Annotated in this window: 12 protein-coding genes; 11 read left to right on the forward strand and 1 reads right to left on the reverse strand. The window is 72.2% G+C overall.

Annotation, left to right across the window (positions count from 1 at the left end; translation table 11 throughout):
• The first annotated feature begins 18 nt into the window (after window positions 1–18).
• The 10 genes from B082_RS0109655 to obgE all read left to right on the forward strand — a co-directional run bounded on the left by B082_RS0109655 (window position 19) and on the right by obgE (window position 13,887).
• On the forward strand, window positions 19–1,944 hold the full coding sequence (locus tag B082_RS0109655; protein ID WP_018551597.1) for a TIGR03960 family B12-binding radical SAM protein: 1,926 nt from the start codon (window positions 19–21) through the stop codon (window positions 1,942–1,944).
• 78 nt (window positions 1,945–2,022) lie between these two features.
• Window positions 2,023–3,267 (forward strand): hypothetical protein, encoded by a 1,245-nt coding sequence (locus tag B082_RS0109660; protein WP_026249605.1) that lies wholly within the window; start codon window positions 2,023–2,025, stop codon window positions 3,265–3,267.
• Window positions 3,268–3,388: 121 nt separating this feature from the next.
• Entirely contained in the window at window positions 3,389–4,171 is a 783-nt protein-coding gene (locus B082_RS0109665) for a TIGR03936 family radical SAM-associated protein (RefSeq protein ID WP_018551599.1), read from the forward strand.
• 232 nt (window positions 4,172–4,403) lie between these two features.
• Entirely contained in the window at window positions 4,404–8,633 is a 4,230-nt protein-coding gene (locus B082_RS0109670; RefSeq protein WP_018551600.1) for an Rne/Rng family ribonuclease, read from the forward strand.
• 106 nt (window positions 8,634–8,739) lie between these two features.
• Window positions 8,740–9,630, forward strand: a complete 891-nt coding sequence (galU, locus tag B082_RS0109675) for a UTP--glucose-1-phosphate uridylyltransferase GalU (protein ID WP_018551601.1) — start codon at window positions 8,740–8,742, stop codon at window positions 9,628–9,630.
• Window positions 9,631–9,704: 74 nt separating this feature from the next.
• The gene (locus tag B082_RS0109680; RefSeq protein ID WP_018551602.1) at window positions 9,705–10,457 is read left to right on the forward strand and encodes a sugar phosphate nucleotidyltransferase; all 753 of its coding nucleotides are present in this window, start codon (window positions 9,705–9,707) and stop codon (window positions 10,455–10,457) included.
• Complete coding sequence (locus tag B082_RS0109685) at window positions 10,445–11,506, forward strand: iron-containing alcohol dehydrogenase family protein (RefSeq protein WP_018551603.1); 1,062 nt, start codon at window positions 10,445–10,447, stop codon at window positions 11,504–11,506. Before B082_RS0109680 ends, B082_RS0109685 begins: the two co-directional genes overlap by 13 nt.
• 208 nt (window positions 11,507–11,714) lie before the next feature.
• Window positions 11,715–12,035, forward strand: coding sequence for a 50S ribosomal protein L21 (gene rplU, locus B082_RS0109690; protein WP_018551604.1), 321 nt, complete (start codon window positions 11,715–11,717; stop codon window positions 12,033–12,035).
• A 14-nt stretch (window positions 12,036–12,049) separates the two neighbouring features.
• Window positions 12,050–12,307 carry a 50S ribosomal protein L27 gene (rpmA, locus tag B082_RS0109695; protein WP_018551605.1) on the forward strand — a complete coding sequence of 86 codons (258 nt, stop codon included), beginning with the start codon at window positions 12,050–12,052 and terminating at the stop codon, window positions 12,305–12,307.
• Window positions 12,308–12,447: 140 nt separating this feature from the next.
• Window positions 12,448–13,887, forward strand: coding sequence for a GTPase ObgE (obgE, locus tag B082_RS0109700; RefSeq protein ID WP_018551606.1), 1,440 nt, complete (start codon window positions 12,448–12,450; stop codon window positions 13,885–13,887).
• Window positions 13,888–13,982: 95 nt separating this feature from the next.
• Here the strand turns inward: obgE and B082_RS0109705 are convergent, their stop codons facing one another.
• The gene (locus B082_RS0109705; RefSeq protein ID WP_026249606.1) at window positions 13,983–16,214 is read right to left on the reverse strand and encodes a bifunctional glycosyltransferase/CDP-glycerol:glycerophosphate glycerophosphotransferase; all 2,232 of its coding nucleotides are present in this window, start codon (window positions 16,212–16,214) and stop codon (window positions 13,983–13,985) included.
• Window positions 16,215–16,403: 189 nt separating this feature from the next.
• Here B082_RS0109705 and galE point away from each other — a divergent pair, with 189 nt between their 5' ends.
• Complete coding sequence (gene galE, locus B082_RS0109710; protein ID WP_018551608.1) at window positions 16,404–17,375, forward strand: UDP-glucose 4-epimerase GalE; 972 nt, start codon at window positions 16,404–16,406, stop codon at window positions 17,373–17,375.
• The last annotated feature ends 57 nt before the right edge of the window (window positions 17,376–17,432 follow it).

Here is a 17,432-nt window from a genome sequence, read left to right on the forward strand (position 1 = left end):
GGCTCTCGAAAGTTCGCGATGTCTGTCGATTCGGTCTTCCCACAGCTCGAAGCTCTGCTCCCGCATGTGCAGAAGCCCATCCAGTACGTCGGCGGTGAGCTGAACTCCACCGTCAAGCCGTGGGACGAGTGCGACGTCCGCTGGGCACTGATGTACCCGGACGCGTACGAGGTCGGACTGCCCAACCAGGGCGTCATGATCCTGTACGAGGTGCTCAACGAGCGTCAGGGCGTCCTCGCGGAGCGCACCTACAGCGTGTGGCCGGACCTGGAAGCGCTGATGCGCGAGCACAAGGTGCCGCAGTTCACCGTGGACAGCCACCGCCCGGTGAAGGCGTTCGACGTCTTCGGGCTGAGCTTCTCCACCGAGCTGGGCTACACCAACATGCTCACCGCCCTGGACCTGGCCGGCATCCCGCTGGCCGCGAAGGACCGGGGCATCGACGACCCGATCGTGCTGGCCGGCGGGCACGCCGCGTTCAACCCGGAGCCGATCGCGGAGTTCATCGACTGCGCGGTCATCGGCGACGGCGAGCAGGCCGTCCTGGAGATCACCGAGATCGTCCGCGCCTGGAAGGCCGAGGGCCGCCCCGGGGGCCGCGAGGAGGTGCTGTTCCGCCTCGCCAGGACCGGCGGCGTCTACGTCCCCGGCTTCTACGACGTCGAGTACCTCCCGGACGGCCGCATCGGCCGCGTCGTACCGAACAAGTCGGGCGTGCCGTGGCGCGTGTCCAAGCACACCGTCATGGACCTCGACGAGTGGCCCTACCCCAAGCAGCCCCTGGTCCCGCTCGCCGAGACCGTCCACGAGCGGATGTCCGTGGAGATCTTCCGCGGCTGCACCCGCGGCTGCCGTTTCTGCCAGGCCGGCATGATCACGCGCCCCGTGCGGGAGCGAAGCATCACCGGCATCGGCGAGATGGTGGAGAAGGGCCTCAAGGCGACCGGCTTCGAAGAGGTCGGTCTGCTCTCCCTGTCCTCCGCCGACCACACCGAGATCGGCGAGATCGCCAAGGGCCTCGCCGACCGCTACACGGACGACAAGGTCGGCCTCTCGCTGCCCTCCACCCGTGTCGACGCGTTCAACGTGGACCTGGCCAACGAGCTGACCCGCAACGGCCGCCGCTCCGGTCTCACCTTCGCCCCCGAGGGCGGCTCCGAGCGCATGCGCAAGGTCATCAACAAGATGGTCTCGGAGGAGGACCTGATCCGCACGGTCGCCACCGCGTACGGCAACGGCTGGCGCCAGGTGAAGCTGTACTTCATGTGCGGGCTGCCCACCGAGACCGACGAGGACGTCCTCCAGATCGGCGACATGGCGGTCAACGTCATCGCCAAGGGCCGCGAGGTCTCCGGGCAGAACGACATCCGCTGCACCGTCTCCATCGGCGGTTTCGTGCCCAAGCCGCACACCCCGTTCCAGTGGGCCCCGCAGCTCAGCGCCGAGGAGACCGACGCCCGGCTCGGCAAGCTCCGGGACAAGATCCGCGGCGACAAGAAGTACGGCCGCTCGATCGGCTTCCGCTACCACGACGGCAAGCCCGGCATCGTCGAGGGCCTGCTCTCGCGCGGTGACCGCCGGGTCGGCTCCGTCATCCGCGCCGTCTACGAGGCCGGCGGCCGCTTCGACGGCTGGCGCGAGTACTTCAGCTACGACCTGTGGATGAAGAGCGCCGAGGCGACACTGCCGGACTTCGGCGTGGACGTCGACTGGTACACCACCCGCGAGCGGACGTACGAGGAGGTCCTGCCCTGGGACCACCTGGACTCGGGCCTCGACAAGGACTGGCTCTGGGAGGACTGGCAGGACTCGCTCGACGAGACCGAGGTCGAGGACTGCCGCTGGACCCCGTGCTTCGACTGCGGCGTGTGCCCGCAGATGGACACCAGCATCCAGATCGGCCCGACCGGCAAGAAGCTCCTGCCGCTGACGGTCGTGAAGTAGCCCGCCGGCGTGTGACAGCTCGGTGACGAAGGCCCGGTCCGGGGAAACCCCGGACCGGGCCTTCGCGTCATGAGGTGCATGGACCGGGGAAGACACCGCGCACCCGTGCGTACGGAGTACGGGAAGCACCAGGCGCCCGCGCACTACGAGGGCGGTGACGGCTGCCTCACCACGCTGATCCGGATTCCGGTGCGGATCGTGGTGCTCGTGATCGTCCTGCCGGTGCGCCTGCTGTGGGACGCCCTGGTCGCGACCGCCCGCGCCGCGGACCGCCTGCTGCTGCGGCCGCTGGGCCGCGCGCTCGCATGGCTGGCCGAGGTGCTGGTGGCGGTCCCGGCCCGGTGGCTGTGGCGCCATGTGCTCGTCCCGCTGGGCCACGGGCTGGTGTGGCTGGCCCGCGCGGTGTTCGTACGGCCGTGGGTCGCCCTGTGGCGGTACGTCGTGGTGCCCGGTGTGCGGTACGGGATCGTGGCGCCGCTCCAGTGGCTGTACGCGCACGTCCTCACCCCGCTCGGACACGGGCTGCGGTGGGTGTACCGGGAGATCCTGGTCCCGGCCGGGCACGCTCTCGCCACGGCGGTGCGGTGGCTGGGCACGGCGGTGAAGTGGCTGCTCACCGCCTTGTTCGTGGTGCCGGTGGTGCTGCTGTGGCGCCATGTCCTGGTGCCGGTGGGGCGGGTCGTCGGGTGGCTGGCGGAGCACCTGCTCGTCCTGCCGCTGGTGTGGGTGTACCGGAACGTGCTCACTCCGATGGGCCAGGGCATCGCCCGGTTCCTCGATCTGCTGATCCGGGGCGTCGAGGCCGTCTTCCGGGGGGCCGCGGCCGTACTGCGGTGGCTCGTCGTGGTGCTGCTCGTCACGCCGCTCGCCTGGGTGTACCGGCGCGTCCTGACCCCGGTCGCCCGCGAGACCGCCGCCGCGTTCGGCGTCGCCTGGCGCGTCGCCGGATTCCTCTCGCGGGCCGTGGGCCGGGCGCTGCTCTGGCTGGCCCGGAACCTGATCGGCGCGCCCGTGCGCTGGGCGTACCGCACGGTGTGCGTCCCGGCCGGCCGTTTCGTACGCGATGCCGCCCTGGCCCCCGCCGGGCGGGCCCTTCGCGCGGTGGGCCGCACGGCCCGTCAGACGCTGCGCGCGGCCCGCGAAACGATCCGGCAGGCCAGGCGCGACGCGTGGCGCGCACTGGTCGGCGGGCCGGTGCAACCCGAGCCCGGGGAACTCGGGAGCCCCCTTGCGCGTACTCTGGGTAGTGCAACGACTGTGCCCAGCGCGGCGCCCGAACCAGAGATCTCGCTGCTCCCGGAGAAATCCGTCCAGCAGGGGTGAGCCGGTCCGGACCCCCGGGCCACCCGCATTTCGAGGGCGGCGTGCCACCGCGTCCGCCCCGCACCGAGGAGAAGAACCACTGGGCAAGCGACAGCCCGAAGGCCCGCCGCCCGCACCGGCGGTGCAGCGCATCCGACTGCGCTACACCAAGCGCGGCCGCCTCCGGTTCACCAGCCACCGCGACTTCCAGCGCGCCTTCGAGCGGGCGCTGCGCCGCTCCCAGGTGCCCATGGCCTACTCGGCGGGCTTCACCCCGCACCCCAAGGTCTCGTACGCCAATGCCGCCCCCACCGGCACGGGCAGCGAGGCCGAGTTCCTGGAGATCGCCCTCACCGAGGCGCGTGACCCGGACGTCCTGCGCGAGCTGCTCAATGACTCGATGCCGGACGGCCTGGACATCACGGACGCCGTGGAGGCCCGCACCTCGGGCCTCGCCGACCGGCTGACCGCCTCCATCTGGGAGATGCGCCTGGACGGGGTCGGCCCGGAGGAGGCCGAGAAGGCCGTGGCCGCCTTCAACGCGGCCGAGACCGTCGAGGTCGAGCGCCGCACGAAGAACGGCATGCGGACCTTCGACGCCCGCGCGGCGGTGGTCGACCTCAGGACCGTCGATCTTCCGTCCGATAGGCCCGGTGACAGGGCCTGTGCGATACTGCGGCTGGTTGTTCGGCACGTGACACCTGCCGTACGGCCTGACGACGTCCTGTCCGGTCTCCGCGTTGTGGCCGACCTGGCGCCGCCCGTCGCCGCAGCGGTGACCAGGCTGGCGCAGGGGCTCTTCGACGAGGAGTCCGGCACGGTGACCGACCCGCTCGCGCCCGACCGCGAGGCAGCCCCGGCCGCATCAACCACGGCCACCGGGACAGCTGTCGCGACGGCGCCGGAAGGTGCAGGTTCCGCGTAAGGCGGTCGTTGTAGCGCAGCCCTCGCGCTCGGGAGCCACCTGGGCCGGGCCGCGCGCTGACCCATAAGACTTTCGCCAGGCCGTCCGCACACCGCGTACGGAACCGGCGAGCCAGACATTCAGCTCCCGTGCGGCGCCCGCGCCCCGGACGGCGGTGCCGCGACCACCATGCGGACCGAGCCGGACCGGAACCAGGTGCGGCGCCCGGGAGCGCGACGGGAGAAACGCCCGCATGCCCCAGCCGAACGAACCCGGCACCACCGGGAACGCAGAAGACAACAACACCCCCGGGGACAAGCTGCCGCCGCGCCGCAGGCGCCGCGCCGCCTCCCGCCCCGCGGGCCCGCCGTCGGCGGGCGAGCGTACGGCCTCCGAGGCGCCGGCCATACCGGCCGTTGACGCCGGAGTGTCCGAGACCAGCACCGAGAACACCGCCGGGGCCGAGACCGCCGCCCCGGCCCGCCCCCGCCGCCGTGCGGTCCGTAAGGCAACGTCCCCGGCCGGTGCGCCGAAGGCCGCTGAGGCCACTGAGGTCGTGGAGCCGGTCGTAGCGGAGGAGTCCGCCGAGGAGCCGGTGGAAGAGGCCGTGGCTGAGCCCGTCGCCGAGGCGCCGCGTGCCCGCCGCCGTGCGGTCCGTAAGGCGACTGCCCCGGCCGGTGCGCCCAAGGCCGCCGAGGTCGTGGAGCCGGTCGTAGCGGAGGAGTCCGCCGAGGAGCCGGTGGAAGAGGCCGTGGCTGAGCCCGTCGCCGAGGCGCCGCGTGCCCGCCGCCGTGCCGTCCGCAAGGCAACGTCCCCGGCCGGTGCGCCCAAGGCCGCCGAGCCCAAGGCCGCCGAGCCGGCCGAGATCGTCGAGGAGGCCCCCGTGGTGGAGAGCCCCGAGCCCGCAGCAGAGCCCGTCGCCGAGGCGCCGCGCGGCCGTCGCCGTGCCGTCCGCAAGGCGACGTCCCCCGCCGGTGCGCCGAAGGCCGCCGAGCCCGTCGAGATCGTCGCGGAGGCGCCGGCCGCCGCCGAGAGCGCGGAGCCCGCCGCCGCGGAACCGGCCGCCGAGCCCGCCGAGGCCCCGCGCGGCCGCACCCGCCGCCGGGCATCCGCCCCGGCCGGTGCCCCGCAGGCCGCCGCCCAGCCCGCCGCCGCGCCCGCCGACGAGGCCACCGCGCCCGCCGACGAGGCCACCGCGCCCGCCGATGAGGCCGCTGAAACGGCGGAGCCCGTTGTCGAGGCGCCGCGCGGCCGTCGCCGTGCCGTCCGTAAGGCCACCGCCCCGGCCGGCGCCCCGCAGGCCGCCGAGGAGCGCGCCGAGGTCCAGACCGGCGAGAGCCTGCCCGAGGAGGCCGTCGAGGAACTGGCCGCCGAGGTCGCCGAGGTCGAGGAGGCCGCCCCGCGCGGCCGTCAGCGCCGCCGCGCCACCGCCGCCGCGGGCCGCCCCGAGTTCACCGCCAAGACGGAGGAGCCCGCGCGCCGCAGCCGCCGGGCGACGCGCCCGGCCGTGGCCGTCTTCCAGGCGCCGGTCTTCGCCGAGCCGATGTTCCAGACCCCGGAGACCGCGGCCGCCGCCGCTGCCGCCGCGGGCCCCGCCTCGCAGGAGGAGGAGCCCGAGGACGAGATCACCACGGCCGAGGAGCACACCGCCCCCGCCGAGGCCGCCCCGCAGGGCGGATCGCGCCGCCGTCGCCGCCGCCGCGGTGAGGCCGCCGACGCCGAGCCCGCCGAGCAGGTGGCCCCGGCCCGGGAGCAGCCCGCCGAGGAGGAGCACGAACCCGCGGGCGAGAACGACACCGAGCACGACGGCGAGGACACCGACGAGTACGGCGACCGGCCGTCGCGCCGCCGCCGCCGGGGTGGCCGCCGCCGCCGTCGCGGCGAGTCCTCCGAGGACGACGCCGCCGAGCAGCAGCACCAGGACGAGTCCGCCGCCGAGCACACCGAGGACGAGCCCGAGGCCGCCCAGGAGTCCGACGACGAGGGCGACGAGGAGCAGGACGACCACGAGGCCGCCGCCTCCGGGTCGAGCAGCAGCCGCCGTCGCAGGCGCCGCCGTCGTCGCAGCGGTGACGCCGGGTCCGACGCGGAGAACGGCACGGACGACCCCGAGCGCACGGTCGTCAAGGTCCGCGAGCCCCGCAAGAAGGAGGAGCGGGAGCTCGGCACCGGCTTCGACGAGGTCCAGTCCATCAAGGGCTCGACCCGCATGGAGGCCAAGAAGCAGCGCCGCCGCGAGGGCCGCGAGCAGGGCCGCCGCCGGGTGCCGATCATCACCGAGGCCGAGTTCCTGGCCCGCCGCGAGGCCGTCGAGCGCGTCATGGTCGTCCGCCAGAGCGGCGAGCGCACCCAGATCGGCGTCCTTGAGGACAACGTGCTCGTGGAGCACTACGTCAACAAGGAGCAGGCCACCAGCTACGTCGGCAACGTCTACCTGGGCAAGGTCCAGAACGTGCTGCCGTCCATGGAGGCCGCCTTCGTCGACATCGGCAAGGGCCGCAACGCCGTCCTGTACGCCGGTGAGGTCAACTTCGAGGCGCTCGGCATGGCCCACGGGCCGCGCCGCATCGAGACCGCGCTCAAGTCCGGCCAGTCCGTCCTCGTCCAGGTGACGAAGGACCCGATCGGCCACAAGGGCGCCCGCCTGACCAGCCAGGTCTCGCTGCCCGGCCGCTACCTGGTCTACGTGCCCGAGGGCTCGATGACGGGGATCAGCCGCAAGCTGCCCGACACCGAGCGCGCCCGGCTCAAGACCATCCTCAAGAAGATCGTCCCCGAGGACGCGGGCGTCATCGTCCGCACCGCCGCCGAGGGCGCGAGCGAGGACGAGCTGCGCCGTGACGTCGAGCGGCTCCAGCAGCAGTGGGAGGACATCCGGAAGAAGTCCAAGAGCACCGGCAGCTCCAACGCGCCGACGCTCCTGTACGGCGAGCCGGACATGACCGTCCGGGTCGTCCGCGACATCTTCAACGAGGACTTCTCCAAGGTCATCGTCAGCGGCGACGAGGCGTGGGAGACCATTCACGGCTACGTCTCGCACGTGGCGCCCGACCTGACGGACCGGCTGTCGCGGTGGACCTCCGAGGTCGACATCTTCGCGACGTACCGGATCGACGAGCAGCTCATGAAGGCGCTGGACCGCAAGGTCTACCTGCCGAGCGGCGGCTCGCTGGTGATCGACAAGACCGAGGCGATGGTCGTCGTCGACGTCAACACCGGCAAGTTCACCGGCCAGGGCGGCAACCTGGAAGAGACCGTCACCAAGAACAACCTGGAGGCGGCCGAGGAGATCGTGCGCCAGCTGCGGCTGCGCGACCTCGGCGGCATCGTCGTCGTCGACTTCATCGACATGGTGCTGGAGTCCAACCGCGACCTGGTGCTGCGGCGCCTGCTGGAGTGCCTGGGCCGCGACCGTACGAAGCACCAGGTCGCCGAGGTCACCTCGCTGGGCCTGGTCCAGATGACCCGCAAGCGGGTCGGCCAGGGTCTGCTGGAGTCCTTCTCCGAGACCTGCGTCCACTGCAACGGGCGCGGCGTGATCGTGCACATGGAGCAGCCCGCGTCGGTGGGCGGCGGTGGCGGCGGCAAGCGCTCGAAGAAGCGCCGCGGCGGGTCCGGCCAGGACCACGAGCACGACCACGGCCACGAGCACGTCTCCGACACCGAGGCCGAGACCGAGGCCGAGGTGGCGGCGGAGGTCGCCGCCCCGGTGGCGCTGCCCGAGCCGGAGTTCGTCGCGGACGAGGAGCTGTACAGCAGCCCCGCCGAGGCCGAGGCCGCCGCGCGCGGCCGTGGCCGCCGCCGGGCGTCCCGCAAGGCTTCCGCCCCGGCGGGCGCCCCGAAGTCCGCGTCCGCCCCGGCCGAGGAGACCGTGGCCGAGCCGGTCGCGGAGCCGGAGCCCGTCAAGGCCCCGGAGCCGGTGGCCGAGACGCCCGCCGAGGCACCTGCCGAGGCGCCCCAGGGCCGTACGCGCCGCCGGGCGACCCGTAAGGCGACCGCCCCCGCGGGCTCGCCCGCCCCGGCCGAAGCGGTCGTGGCCGAGCCGGTCATGGCGGAGCCCGCCGAGCCCGCTCCGGCCGCCGAGGAGCCGGCGTCCGGGCCCGACCCGGTCGCCTCCGAGGACCCGGTGGTCGAGGCCGCGCACGAGGAGGTCCCGGCCGATGAGCCGGCCGCGCCGCCGCGTGTCCGGCGCCGCGCCACCCGTAAGGTCAGCGCGCCCGCCGGTCCCCCCGCCGGGGCCGAGGAGGCCGCGGTCGTCGTGGTGGAGGCCCCCGAGGCGGAGGCCGAGGCCGAGCCGGCGCCGGCCAAGAAGGCGGCCCGCAAGACCGCCAAGAAGGCCACGGCCAAGAAGGCGGCCGTCAAGAAGACCGCGGCGAAGAAGACCGCCGCGAAGAAGACGACGGCCAAGAAGGCGGCGAAGAAGACGGTGGCGGCGGAGCAGCAGACCGCGTCACCCGTCACGGCCACGGCCGACGAGGCCTGACCTCCTCGCACCGCGCGCGACGCAGTCGGGCCGGTCCCCCGCGGGACCGGCCGGCTGCGTCGAGGCCCCGGGCCGCTCCCGCCCCCGACACGAAAGCCCCCCCCACATGCGCAAGATCCAGAAGGCCGTCATACCGGCCGCCGGGCTCGGCACCCGGTTCCTTCCGGCGACGAAGGCCACTCCCAAGGAGATGCTGCCCGTCGTCGACAAGCCGGCGATCCAGTACGTCGTGGAGGAGGCCGCCACCGCGGGGCTGAGCGACGTGCTGATGATCACGGGGCGCAACAAGCGGGCACTTGAGGACCACTTCGACCGGAACTACGAGCTGGAGTCGGCGCTGACCCGCAAGGGCGACGCCGCCCGGCTGGTGCGGGTCCAGGAGTCGAGCGACCTCGCGACCATGCACTACGTCCGCCAGGGCGACCCGCGGGGCCTGGGCCACGCCGTGCTGTGCGCGGAGCCCCACGTCGGGGACGAGCCCTTCGCGGTGCTGCTCGGCGACGACCTGATCGATCCGCGCGACCCGCTGCTGGCCCGGATGACCGAGATCCAGGAGCGCGAGGGCGGCAGCGTCGTCGCACTCATGGAGGTGGCGCCCGAACAGAGCCATCTGTACGGGTGCGCGGCGGTGGAGCCCACCTTGGACAGCGACATCGTCCGGGTGACCGGGCTGGTCGAGAAGCCGGAGCCGGGCGACGCGCCCAGCAATCTGGCGGTCATCGGCCGCTATGTCCTGGACCCCGCCGTCTTCGCCGTCCTGCGGGAGACCGCGCCGGGCCGGGGCGACGAGATCCAGCTGACCGACGCGCTCCAGCAGCTGGCCGCGGACGAGAAGCTCGGCGGCCCGGTGCACGGTGTCGTCTTCCGGGGCCGCCGTTACGACACCGGCGACCGCGGCGACTACCTGCGGGCCATCGTCCGCCTCGCCTGCGAGCGCGAGGACCTGGGCCCCGACTTCCGCAGCTGGCTGCGCGCCTACGTGGCGGCCGAGCTCTGACCCGCCCGCCGGGCCCGTACGCACTCCCACCCCGGGACATCCGCAACACCGCACCAAGGACCAAGGAGAACCCCATGATCGGCATGATTCTGGCGGCCGGCGCCGGCCGCCGCCTGCGCCCCTACACCGACACGCTTCCCAAGGCCCTGGTGCCGGTCGGCCCCGAGGGCGACGAGGAGAGCCTGACCGTGGTCGACCTGACGCTCGGCAACTTCGCCGAGGTCGGCCTGACCGAGGTCGCGATCATCGTGGGCTACCGCAAGGAGGCCCTGTACGAGCGCAAGGCGGCGCTGGAGGCCAAGTACGGCGTCAGCATCACGCTGATCGACAACGACAAGGCCGAGGAGTGGAACAACGCCTACTCCCTGTGGTGCGGCCGGGACGCCCTCAAGGACGGCGTCATCCTGGCCAACGGCGACACCGTGCACCCGGTCTCCGTCGAGAAGACGCTGCTGGCCGCCCGCGGCGACGGCAAGAAGATCATCCTCGCCCTCGACACGGTGAAGCAGCTCGCCGACGAGGAGATGAAGGTCGTCGTGGAGGACGGCAAGGGCGTCCGCCGGATCACCAAGCTGATGGACCCGGCCGAGGCGACCGGTGAGTACATCGGCGTCACCCTGATCGAGGGCGAGGCGGCGGCCGAGCTGGCCGACGCGCTGAAGACCACCTTCGAGCGCGACCCGGACCTGTACTACGAGGACGGCTACCAGGAGCTCGTCAACCGCGGCTTCACGGTCGACGTGGAGCCGATCGGCGACGTGAAGTGGGTCGAGATCGACAACCACGAGGACCTGGCCAAGGGCAGGAAGATCGCGTGCCAGTACTGACCCGGCTGATACCCGCACCGGTCGTCGTCGACATCCGGCCCGGCGCTCTGGCGGATCTGGCGAGTGTCCTCGCCGATCAGCGGATCTCCGGCTCGGGCAAGCTGGCGGTGGCGATCAGCGGGGGCAGCGGCCGGGCGCTGCGCGAGCGGCTCTCGGACAGCCTGCCGGGCGCTTCCTGGTTCGAGGTGGGCGGCGGCACGCTGAACGACGCCGTCAAGCTCGCCGAGGCGATGAAGTCCGGGCGGTACGACGCCGTGGTGGGCCTCGGCGGCGGCAAGATCATCGACTGTGCGAAGTTCGCCGCCGCGCGCGTCGGGCTGCCGCTGGTCGCCGTGGCGACGAACCTGTCCCACGACGGTCTGTGCTCCCCGGTGGCGACGCTGGACAACGACGCGGGCCGCGGCTCGTACGGTGTGCCGAACCCGATCGCCGTCGTCATCGACCTCGACGTCATCCGGGAGGCCCCGGCCCGCTTCGTGCGCTCCGGGATCGGGGACGCGCTGTCGAACATCTCCGCCGTGGCGGACTGGGAGCTGGCCCACCGGGTCAACGGCGAGGACATCGACGGGCTGGCAGCCGGGATGGCCAGACAGGCCGGTGAGGCCGTGCTGCGCCACCCCGGGAGCCTGGACGACGACGCGTTCCTCCAGGTGCTGGCGGAGGGCCTGGTGCTCACCGGGATCTCGATGTCGGTGGCCGGTGACAGCCGGCCCGCCTCGGGCGCCTGCCACGAGATCAACCACGCCTTCGACCTGCTCTTCCCGCAGCGCGCCGCCAGCCACGGCGAGCAGTGCGGACTCGGCGCGGCCTTCGCGATGCATCTGCGCGGCGCCGTGCAGGAATCCGTACGGATGACCGAGGTGCTGCGGCGCCACGGGCTGCCGGTGACGGCCGGGGACATGGGCTTCGACGTGGACGAGTTCGTCTCGGTGGTCGAGTTCGCGCCCCGGACCAGGCCGGGCCGTTACACGATCCTGGAGCACCTGAACCTGTCCGGGGACGGGATCAGGGACGCGTACGCCGAGTACGTCAGGAACGCCGCGGGCTGAGCGGCGCGGGGCTGTACCGGACCCGGTTTGACCGGTTGTCCGGGGCCCCGTAATCTTGACCCTCGGCGTTTGTTCGCCACACCTCTGAGCACTGACCTCCCGCTCGTACGGGAGAGGCCGCTCGTCCAATCCGGATCGTCACGGGTCCCCGGACCCGTGTGAGCGGCTGGCATCAGGGGTTTCCGCTTCGAGTGAGAGTGAGATCCGCGTGTACGCCATCGTGCGCAGCGGTGGTCGCCAGCACAAGGTTGCTGTCGGCGACATCGTTGAGGTTGACAAGATTCCCACCGCCAAGGTTGGCGACACGGTAGAGCTCTCTACCCTGCTCGTTGTCGACGGCGACGCCGTGACCAGCGACCCGTGGGTGCTGGACGGGATCAAGGTCCAGGCCGAGATCGTGGACCACCACAAGGGTGCGAAGATCGACATCCTTCGCTACAAGAACAAGACCGGCTACCGCCGTCGCCAGGGTCACCGCCAGCAGTACACGGCGATCAAGGTCACCGGTATTCCCGCGGCTGCGAAGTAAGGGACTGAGGAGACATGGCACACAAGAAGGGCGCATCGTCCACCCGGAACGGGCGCGATTCCAATGCTCAGCGGCTCGGCGTGAAGCGCTTCGGCGGTCAGGCCGTCAACGCCGGTGAGATCCTGGTCCGCCAGCGCGGCACCCACTTCCACCCGGGCACGGGCGTCGGCCGTGGCGGCGACGACACGCTGTTCGCCCTGGCCGCCGGCGCGGTCCAGTTCGGCACGCACCGTGGCCGTAACGTGGTGAACATCGTTCCGATCGCCGGCTGAATTCCCGGCGCTCGTCGAGCGGTATGACGTGGAGGCGGACCTCACTTCCTGTTAGGGGAAGTGGGTCCGCCTTTCGCGTGTTGCTCCTATGAGGGCTGCACGAGCACTTTTCTGCACGTATGTAACTGGAGGATCCATCCATGACCACCTTCGTGGACCGCGTCGAACTGCATGTCGCCGCGGGTAACGGGGGCCACGGCTGTGCCTCCGTTCACCGTGAGAAGTTCAAGCCGCTCGGCGGCCCGGACGGCGGCAACGGCGGCCGCGGCGGCGATGTGACCCTGGTCGTCGACCAGGCCGTCACCACGCTCCTCGACTACCACCACCACCCCCACCGCAAGGCCACCAACGGCCAGCCCGGCGCGGGCGACAACCGCACCGGCAAGGAGGGCCAGGACCTGGTCCTGCCCGTGCCGGACGGCACCGTCGTCCTCGACCGCGACGGCAATGTGCTCGCCGACCTCGTCGGCCACGGCACCGCCTTCGTCGCCGGCCAGGGCGGCCGCGGCGGCCTGGGGAACGCCGCACTGGCCTCCGCCCGGCGCAAGGCCCCCGGCTTCGCGCTGCTCGGCGAGCCCGGCGAGGCGCGGGACATCGTCCTGGAGCTCAAGACCGTCGCCGACGTCGCCCTGGTGGGCTACCCGAGCGCCGGCAAGTCCTCGCTGATCTCCGTGCTGTCGGCCGCCAAGCCGAAGATCGCCGACTACCCGTTCACCACCCTCGTCCCGAACCTGGGCGTGGTCACCGCGGGCAGCACCGTCTACACCATCGCCGACGTCCCGGGCCTGATCCCGGGCGCCAGCCAGGGCAAGGGCCTCGGCCTGGAGTTCCTGCGCCACGTCGAGCGCTGCTCGGTCCTCGTCCACGTCCTGGACACGGCGACGCTGGAGTCCGACCGTGACCCGGTCTCCGACCTCGACATGATCGAGGAGGAGCTGAAGCTGTACGGAGGGCTGGAGGACCGGCCCCGGATCGTCGTCCTCAACAAGATCGACATCCCGGACGGCCAGGACCTCGCGGACATGATCCGGCCCGACCTGGAAGCCCGCGGCTACCGCGTCTTCGAGGCGTCCGCCGTCGCCAGGACCGGGCTCAAGGAGCTGTCCTTCGCGCTGGCCGGCATCATCGCCGAGGCCCGTGCGGCCAAGCCGGTGGAGGAGACCACCCGTATCGTCATCCGGCCCAAGGCCGTGGACGACGCCGGGTTCACCGTGACCCTGGAGGACGACGGCATCTACCGGGTGCGCGGCGAGAAGCCGGAGCGCTGGGTGCGCCAGACCGACTTCAACAACGACGAGGCCGTCGGCTACCTCGCGGACCGGCTGAACCGGCTGGGCGTCGAGGACGAGCTGCGCAAGGCCGGGGCCCGCGCGGGCGACGGCGTGGCGATCGGAGCCGAGGACAACGCGGTCGTCTTCGACTGGGAGCCGACCGTGTCGGCCGGTGCGGAGATGCTCGGCCGCCGGGGCGAGGACCACCGCTTGGAGGAGCAGCGTCCGGCCACCCAGCGCCGCCGCGACCGCGAGGCGCAGCGCGACGAGGCCGTCAAGGAGTACCAGGAGTTCGACCCGTTCGCGTGAGCCGCTGACGGCGAAGCCCGCAACGGCGAAGCCCGCAACGACGACGGTCCCGGCACCCCCTCGGGGGAGCCGGGACCGTTTCGCGTGCTCAGACCTCAGACCTGCCCGGCGCGCTCCAGTGCCTCGGCGGGGGAGGGGGCCGGGGTGCGCTCGGCGAGCGGGACGACCGGCGGCAGGGCCTCCTCGCCCAGGAACACCCGGCGCACCACGCGCTCGGCGGCGTGCCCGTCGTCGTAGTCGCAGTAGCGCTCCCGGAACGCGGCGCGCAGCCCCGCCGCCTTCTCGTCGCGCCACGCGTCCGAGCCCAGGACGGCGGTCAGCTCCTCCTGCGAGGTCGCGACGGCGCCCGGGGGCTCGGCCATGAGGTCGAAGTAGGTTCCGCGCACGACCCGGTAGGTGTCCCAGTCGTCCGCGTAGATCACGATCGGCCGGTCCAGGTTGGCGTAGTCGAACATCGCCGATGAGTAGTCGGTGACCAGGGCGTCGGCCGCGAGGTAGAGCTGCTCGACGTTGCCGTGCGCGGAGACGTCGATGACCCGGCCGCTGGCCTGGAGCTCGGCGAGCCGGCCGGTCGGCTTGTAGAAGTAGTGCCCGCGCACCAGCAGGGTCACGTCGGGGCCCAGCGCCTCGGCCAGCTTCGGCAGGTCGACCCGGGGGGCGAAGGACTTCTCGTACTCGCGGTGCGTCGGCATGTACAGGAACGCGGTCGAGCCGTCCGCGAGGCCCAGGTCGTGCCGGGCCCGCACGACGTCGGCGGCGGTGGCGCGGAGCAGCACGTCGTTGCGCGGGTAGCCGGTCTCCAGCGTGGTGTACCGGCAGGGGTAGACCCGCTCCCAGACGGTGGTCGAGAACCGGTTGGAGGTCAGGCTGTAGTCCCAGCGGTCGCACCGGCGCAGCAGCAGCTCCATGTCCATGTTGGTGGACGCGGGGTACTGCGCCTGGTCGAGCCCCATCGTCTTCAGCGGGGTGCCGTGATGGGTCTGGAGGTGGATCTGCCCCTCGCGCTTCACGATGGTGTCGCCGAAGTTCACGTTGTTCGTGAGGTACTTGGCGCGGGCCATGACCGCCCAGTACTCGCGCGAGCCGACGATCACCTTCTCGACCCCCTTCGGCACCCGGTCGCGGTGCTCGGAGCGCACGGCCCAGACCCGGCGCACGCCCGGCGCGAGACGGCCCAGCTCGGCCTCGATGGCCGCCGGGTTGCAGGAGTAGCCGCGCCCCCAGTACGCGGAGAACACCGCCAGGTTCTCGTCCAGCGGCATCCGCAGCTGCGACCGGTAGAACATGCCGAGGGCGGCCCGCTTGGCCCGGCCGATACGGGCCTGACCGCCCTGCCGGGCGCGGTGGCGCACGTTGTTGGCGCGGGTCACGCCGAAGAACGCGGAGTACGAGTCGACCCCGAGCAGCGCGTATTTGTAACCGCGCCCGCCCGGCGGCCGCTCGAAGCCCTCCGGGAGGCGGCCGCGGTAGTCCTTGGCCGCCCGGTGGAAGAATTCGGCGCGCGCGTTGCGCGGGAGCCGGCCCGGCCTTTCCAGAATGGTCAGGAAGTGGTCGACCATCTTCCTGAACAGCGCCGGCCGCCAGCGATCGAGCTCCGGCCGCTCGTCCAGGAACGCGAAGACCCGGTCGTACTGGTCGAAGACGTCGAAATGCTTCCGGCTGACCGTGCGGAGGATGTTCCCGCCCTCACGCCGCTGCCGGTACAGCACACAGGAGCGGTCGAGCACGGCGATGCGCTCCGCCGCGATCATCGCGCTGTACGTCCAGGGCGCGTCCTCGTAGTAACCGGGCGGGAAACGGAGTCCGTGGCGGGTGACGAAATCGCGCCGGTAGGCCTTGTTCCAGACGATTTGCAGCAGGTCCAGCAGCTGTGGCCGCTCCGCGAGGGAGAAGACCTTCGGGTCGGCCTCGGACATCAGGTCGGAGCGCTTGTTGCGCAGCAGCTGCCCGTCCCAGTAGGCGCGGGTGTAGTCGTAGACCAGGATGTCCGGGTCGTCCGTCGCGTCGAGCCGCGCCGCGATGGCCGCCAGGGAGCCCGGCGCCAGGGTGTCGTCGCTGTCGAGGAAGAGGACGTAGTCACCGGTCGCCAGGTCGAGACCCGCGTTGCGCGCGCGGCCCAGGCCCACGTTCTCCGTGAGGTGCAGCACACGGATCCGGGGGTCGCGGGCCGCGTAGGCGTCCAGGATCGCGCCGGAACCGTCGGGGGAGCAGTCGTCGACACCGATGACTTCGAAGTCGGTGAAGTCCTGCCCGAGCACGGAGTCCAGACACTCCCCGATGTACCCCTGCACGTTGTACGCAGGCACGATGAGTGTCAGTCGAGGCATCGTCCACCAGTTCCAGAGAGCTTCCGCAGGGTTTGTGCGAGGGGCGCGGTCGGCACCGTGGAAAAGTGGGGTGCGTCCGGCACCCGGACAGCGTAATTGATCGCCCCGGCCGTTCCCGGAGGGTGGCTCGGGCCGTCCACGTAGGGTGGAACGCTGACGGGTACAGCATCTGACAGGGAGACGCACGACATGACCTGGATGGTTACGGGCGGGGCGGGGTTCATCGGTGCGCACGTGGTGCGCGCGATGCTCGCGGGTGGTCAGCAGGTGGTCGTGTTCGACGACCTGTCGACCGGAAGCGCCGACAAGGTACCCGCCGGGGTACCCCTGGTGACCGGCAGCGTTCTCGACCGCGAGGCCCTCGACGCGGCGATCCGGGACCACGGGGTGACCGGGGTGGTGCACATCGCCGGCAAGAAGCAGGTCGGCGAGTCCGTCGAGCGCCCCCTCCACTACTACAAGGAGAACGTCACCGGCCTGGAGGTCCTGCTGGAGAGCATGGTCGCCGGTGGTGTCGACCGGCTGGTGTTCTCCTCGTCGGCCGCCGTCTACGGCATGCCCGACGTCGACCTCGTCACCGAGCGGACCCCGTGCGCGCCGATGAGCCCCTACGGGGAGACCAAACTCATCGGCGAGTGGCTGATCCACGCCGCCGCCAGGGCCCACGGGCTGCGCTGCGCCTCGCTGCGCTACTTCAACGTGGCGGGCGCCGCGTCTCCGGAGCTGGCCGACGCCGGGGTCTTCAACCTGATCCCGATGGTCTTCGAGCGCCTGGAGGCGGGCGAGTCCCCGCGCATCTTCGGTGACGACTACGCGACCCCCGACGGCACGTGCGTCCGCGACTACATCCACGTCGAGGACATCGCCTCCGCCCACCTCGCGGCCGCCCGCCGGCTCCAGGACGCCGAGCCCGGCACGGACCTCACGCTGAACATCGGCCGCGGCGAGGGCAGCTCGGTGCGCGAGATGGTCGACCGCATCCTCAAGGTCACGGACAACGGTGCCGTCACCGCCGAGGTGACCGCCCGCCGCCCCGGCGACCCGGCCCGGGTGGTCGCGGGCGCCGATCGCATCCGCGAGGAGCTGGGCTGGTCGGCCCGGTTCGGCCTGGACGAGATGATCGAGTCCGCCTGGCAGGGCTGGCGCCTGCGCCACCCCTGACGACCTCACCCACGACGGCGAGCGGGCTCCCGAAGCCCCGCGACTGCGCCTCCGGCG

The sequence above is a fragment of the Streptomyces sp. ATexAB-D23 genome (assembly GCF_000373645.1).
Lineage (GTDB): Bacteria > Actinomycetota > Actinomycetes > Streptomycetales > Streptomycetaceae > Streptomyces > Streptomyces castrisilvae.

Excerpts from the sequence above, each read along its gene's own strand:
- B082_RS0109655 (WP_018551597.1), top strand. The coding sequence starts at position 19 with ATGTCTGTCGATTCGGTCTTCCCACAGCTCGAAGCTCTGCTCCCGCAT.
- B082_RS0109660 (WP_026249605.1), top strand. The coding sequence starts at position 2,023 with ATGGACCGGGGAAGACACCGCGCACCCGTGCGTACGGAGTACGGGAAG.
- B082_RS0109670 (WP_018551600.1), top strand. The coding sequence starts at position 4,404 with ATGCCCCAGCCGAACGAACCCGGCACCACCGGGAACGCAGAAGACAAC.
- galU (WP_018551601.1), top strand. The coding sequence starts at position 8,740 with ATGCGCAAGATCCAGAAGGCCGTCATACCGGCCGCCGGGCTCGGCACC.
- B082_RS0109680 (WP_018551602.1), top strand. The coding sequence starts at position 9,705 with ATGATCGGCATGATTCTGGCGGCCGGCGCCGGCCGCCGCCTGCGCCCC.
- rpmA (WP_018551605.1), top strand. The coding sequence starts at position 12,050 with ATGGCACACAAGAAGGGCGCATCGTCCACCCGGAACGGGCGCGATTCC.
- obgE (WP_018551606.1), top strand. The coding sequence starts at position 12,448 with ATGACCACCTTCGTGGACCGCGTCGAACTGCATGTCGCCGCGGGTAAC.
- B082_RS0109705 (WP_026249606.1), bottom strand. The coding sequence starts at position 16,214 with ATGCCTCGACTGACACTCATCGTGCCTGCGTACAACGTGCAGGGGTAC.
- galE (WP_018551608.1), top strand. The coding sequence starts at position 16,404 with ATGACCTGGATGGTTACGGGCGGGGCGGGGTTCATCGGTGCGCACGTG.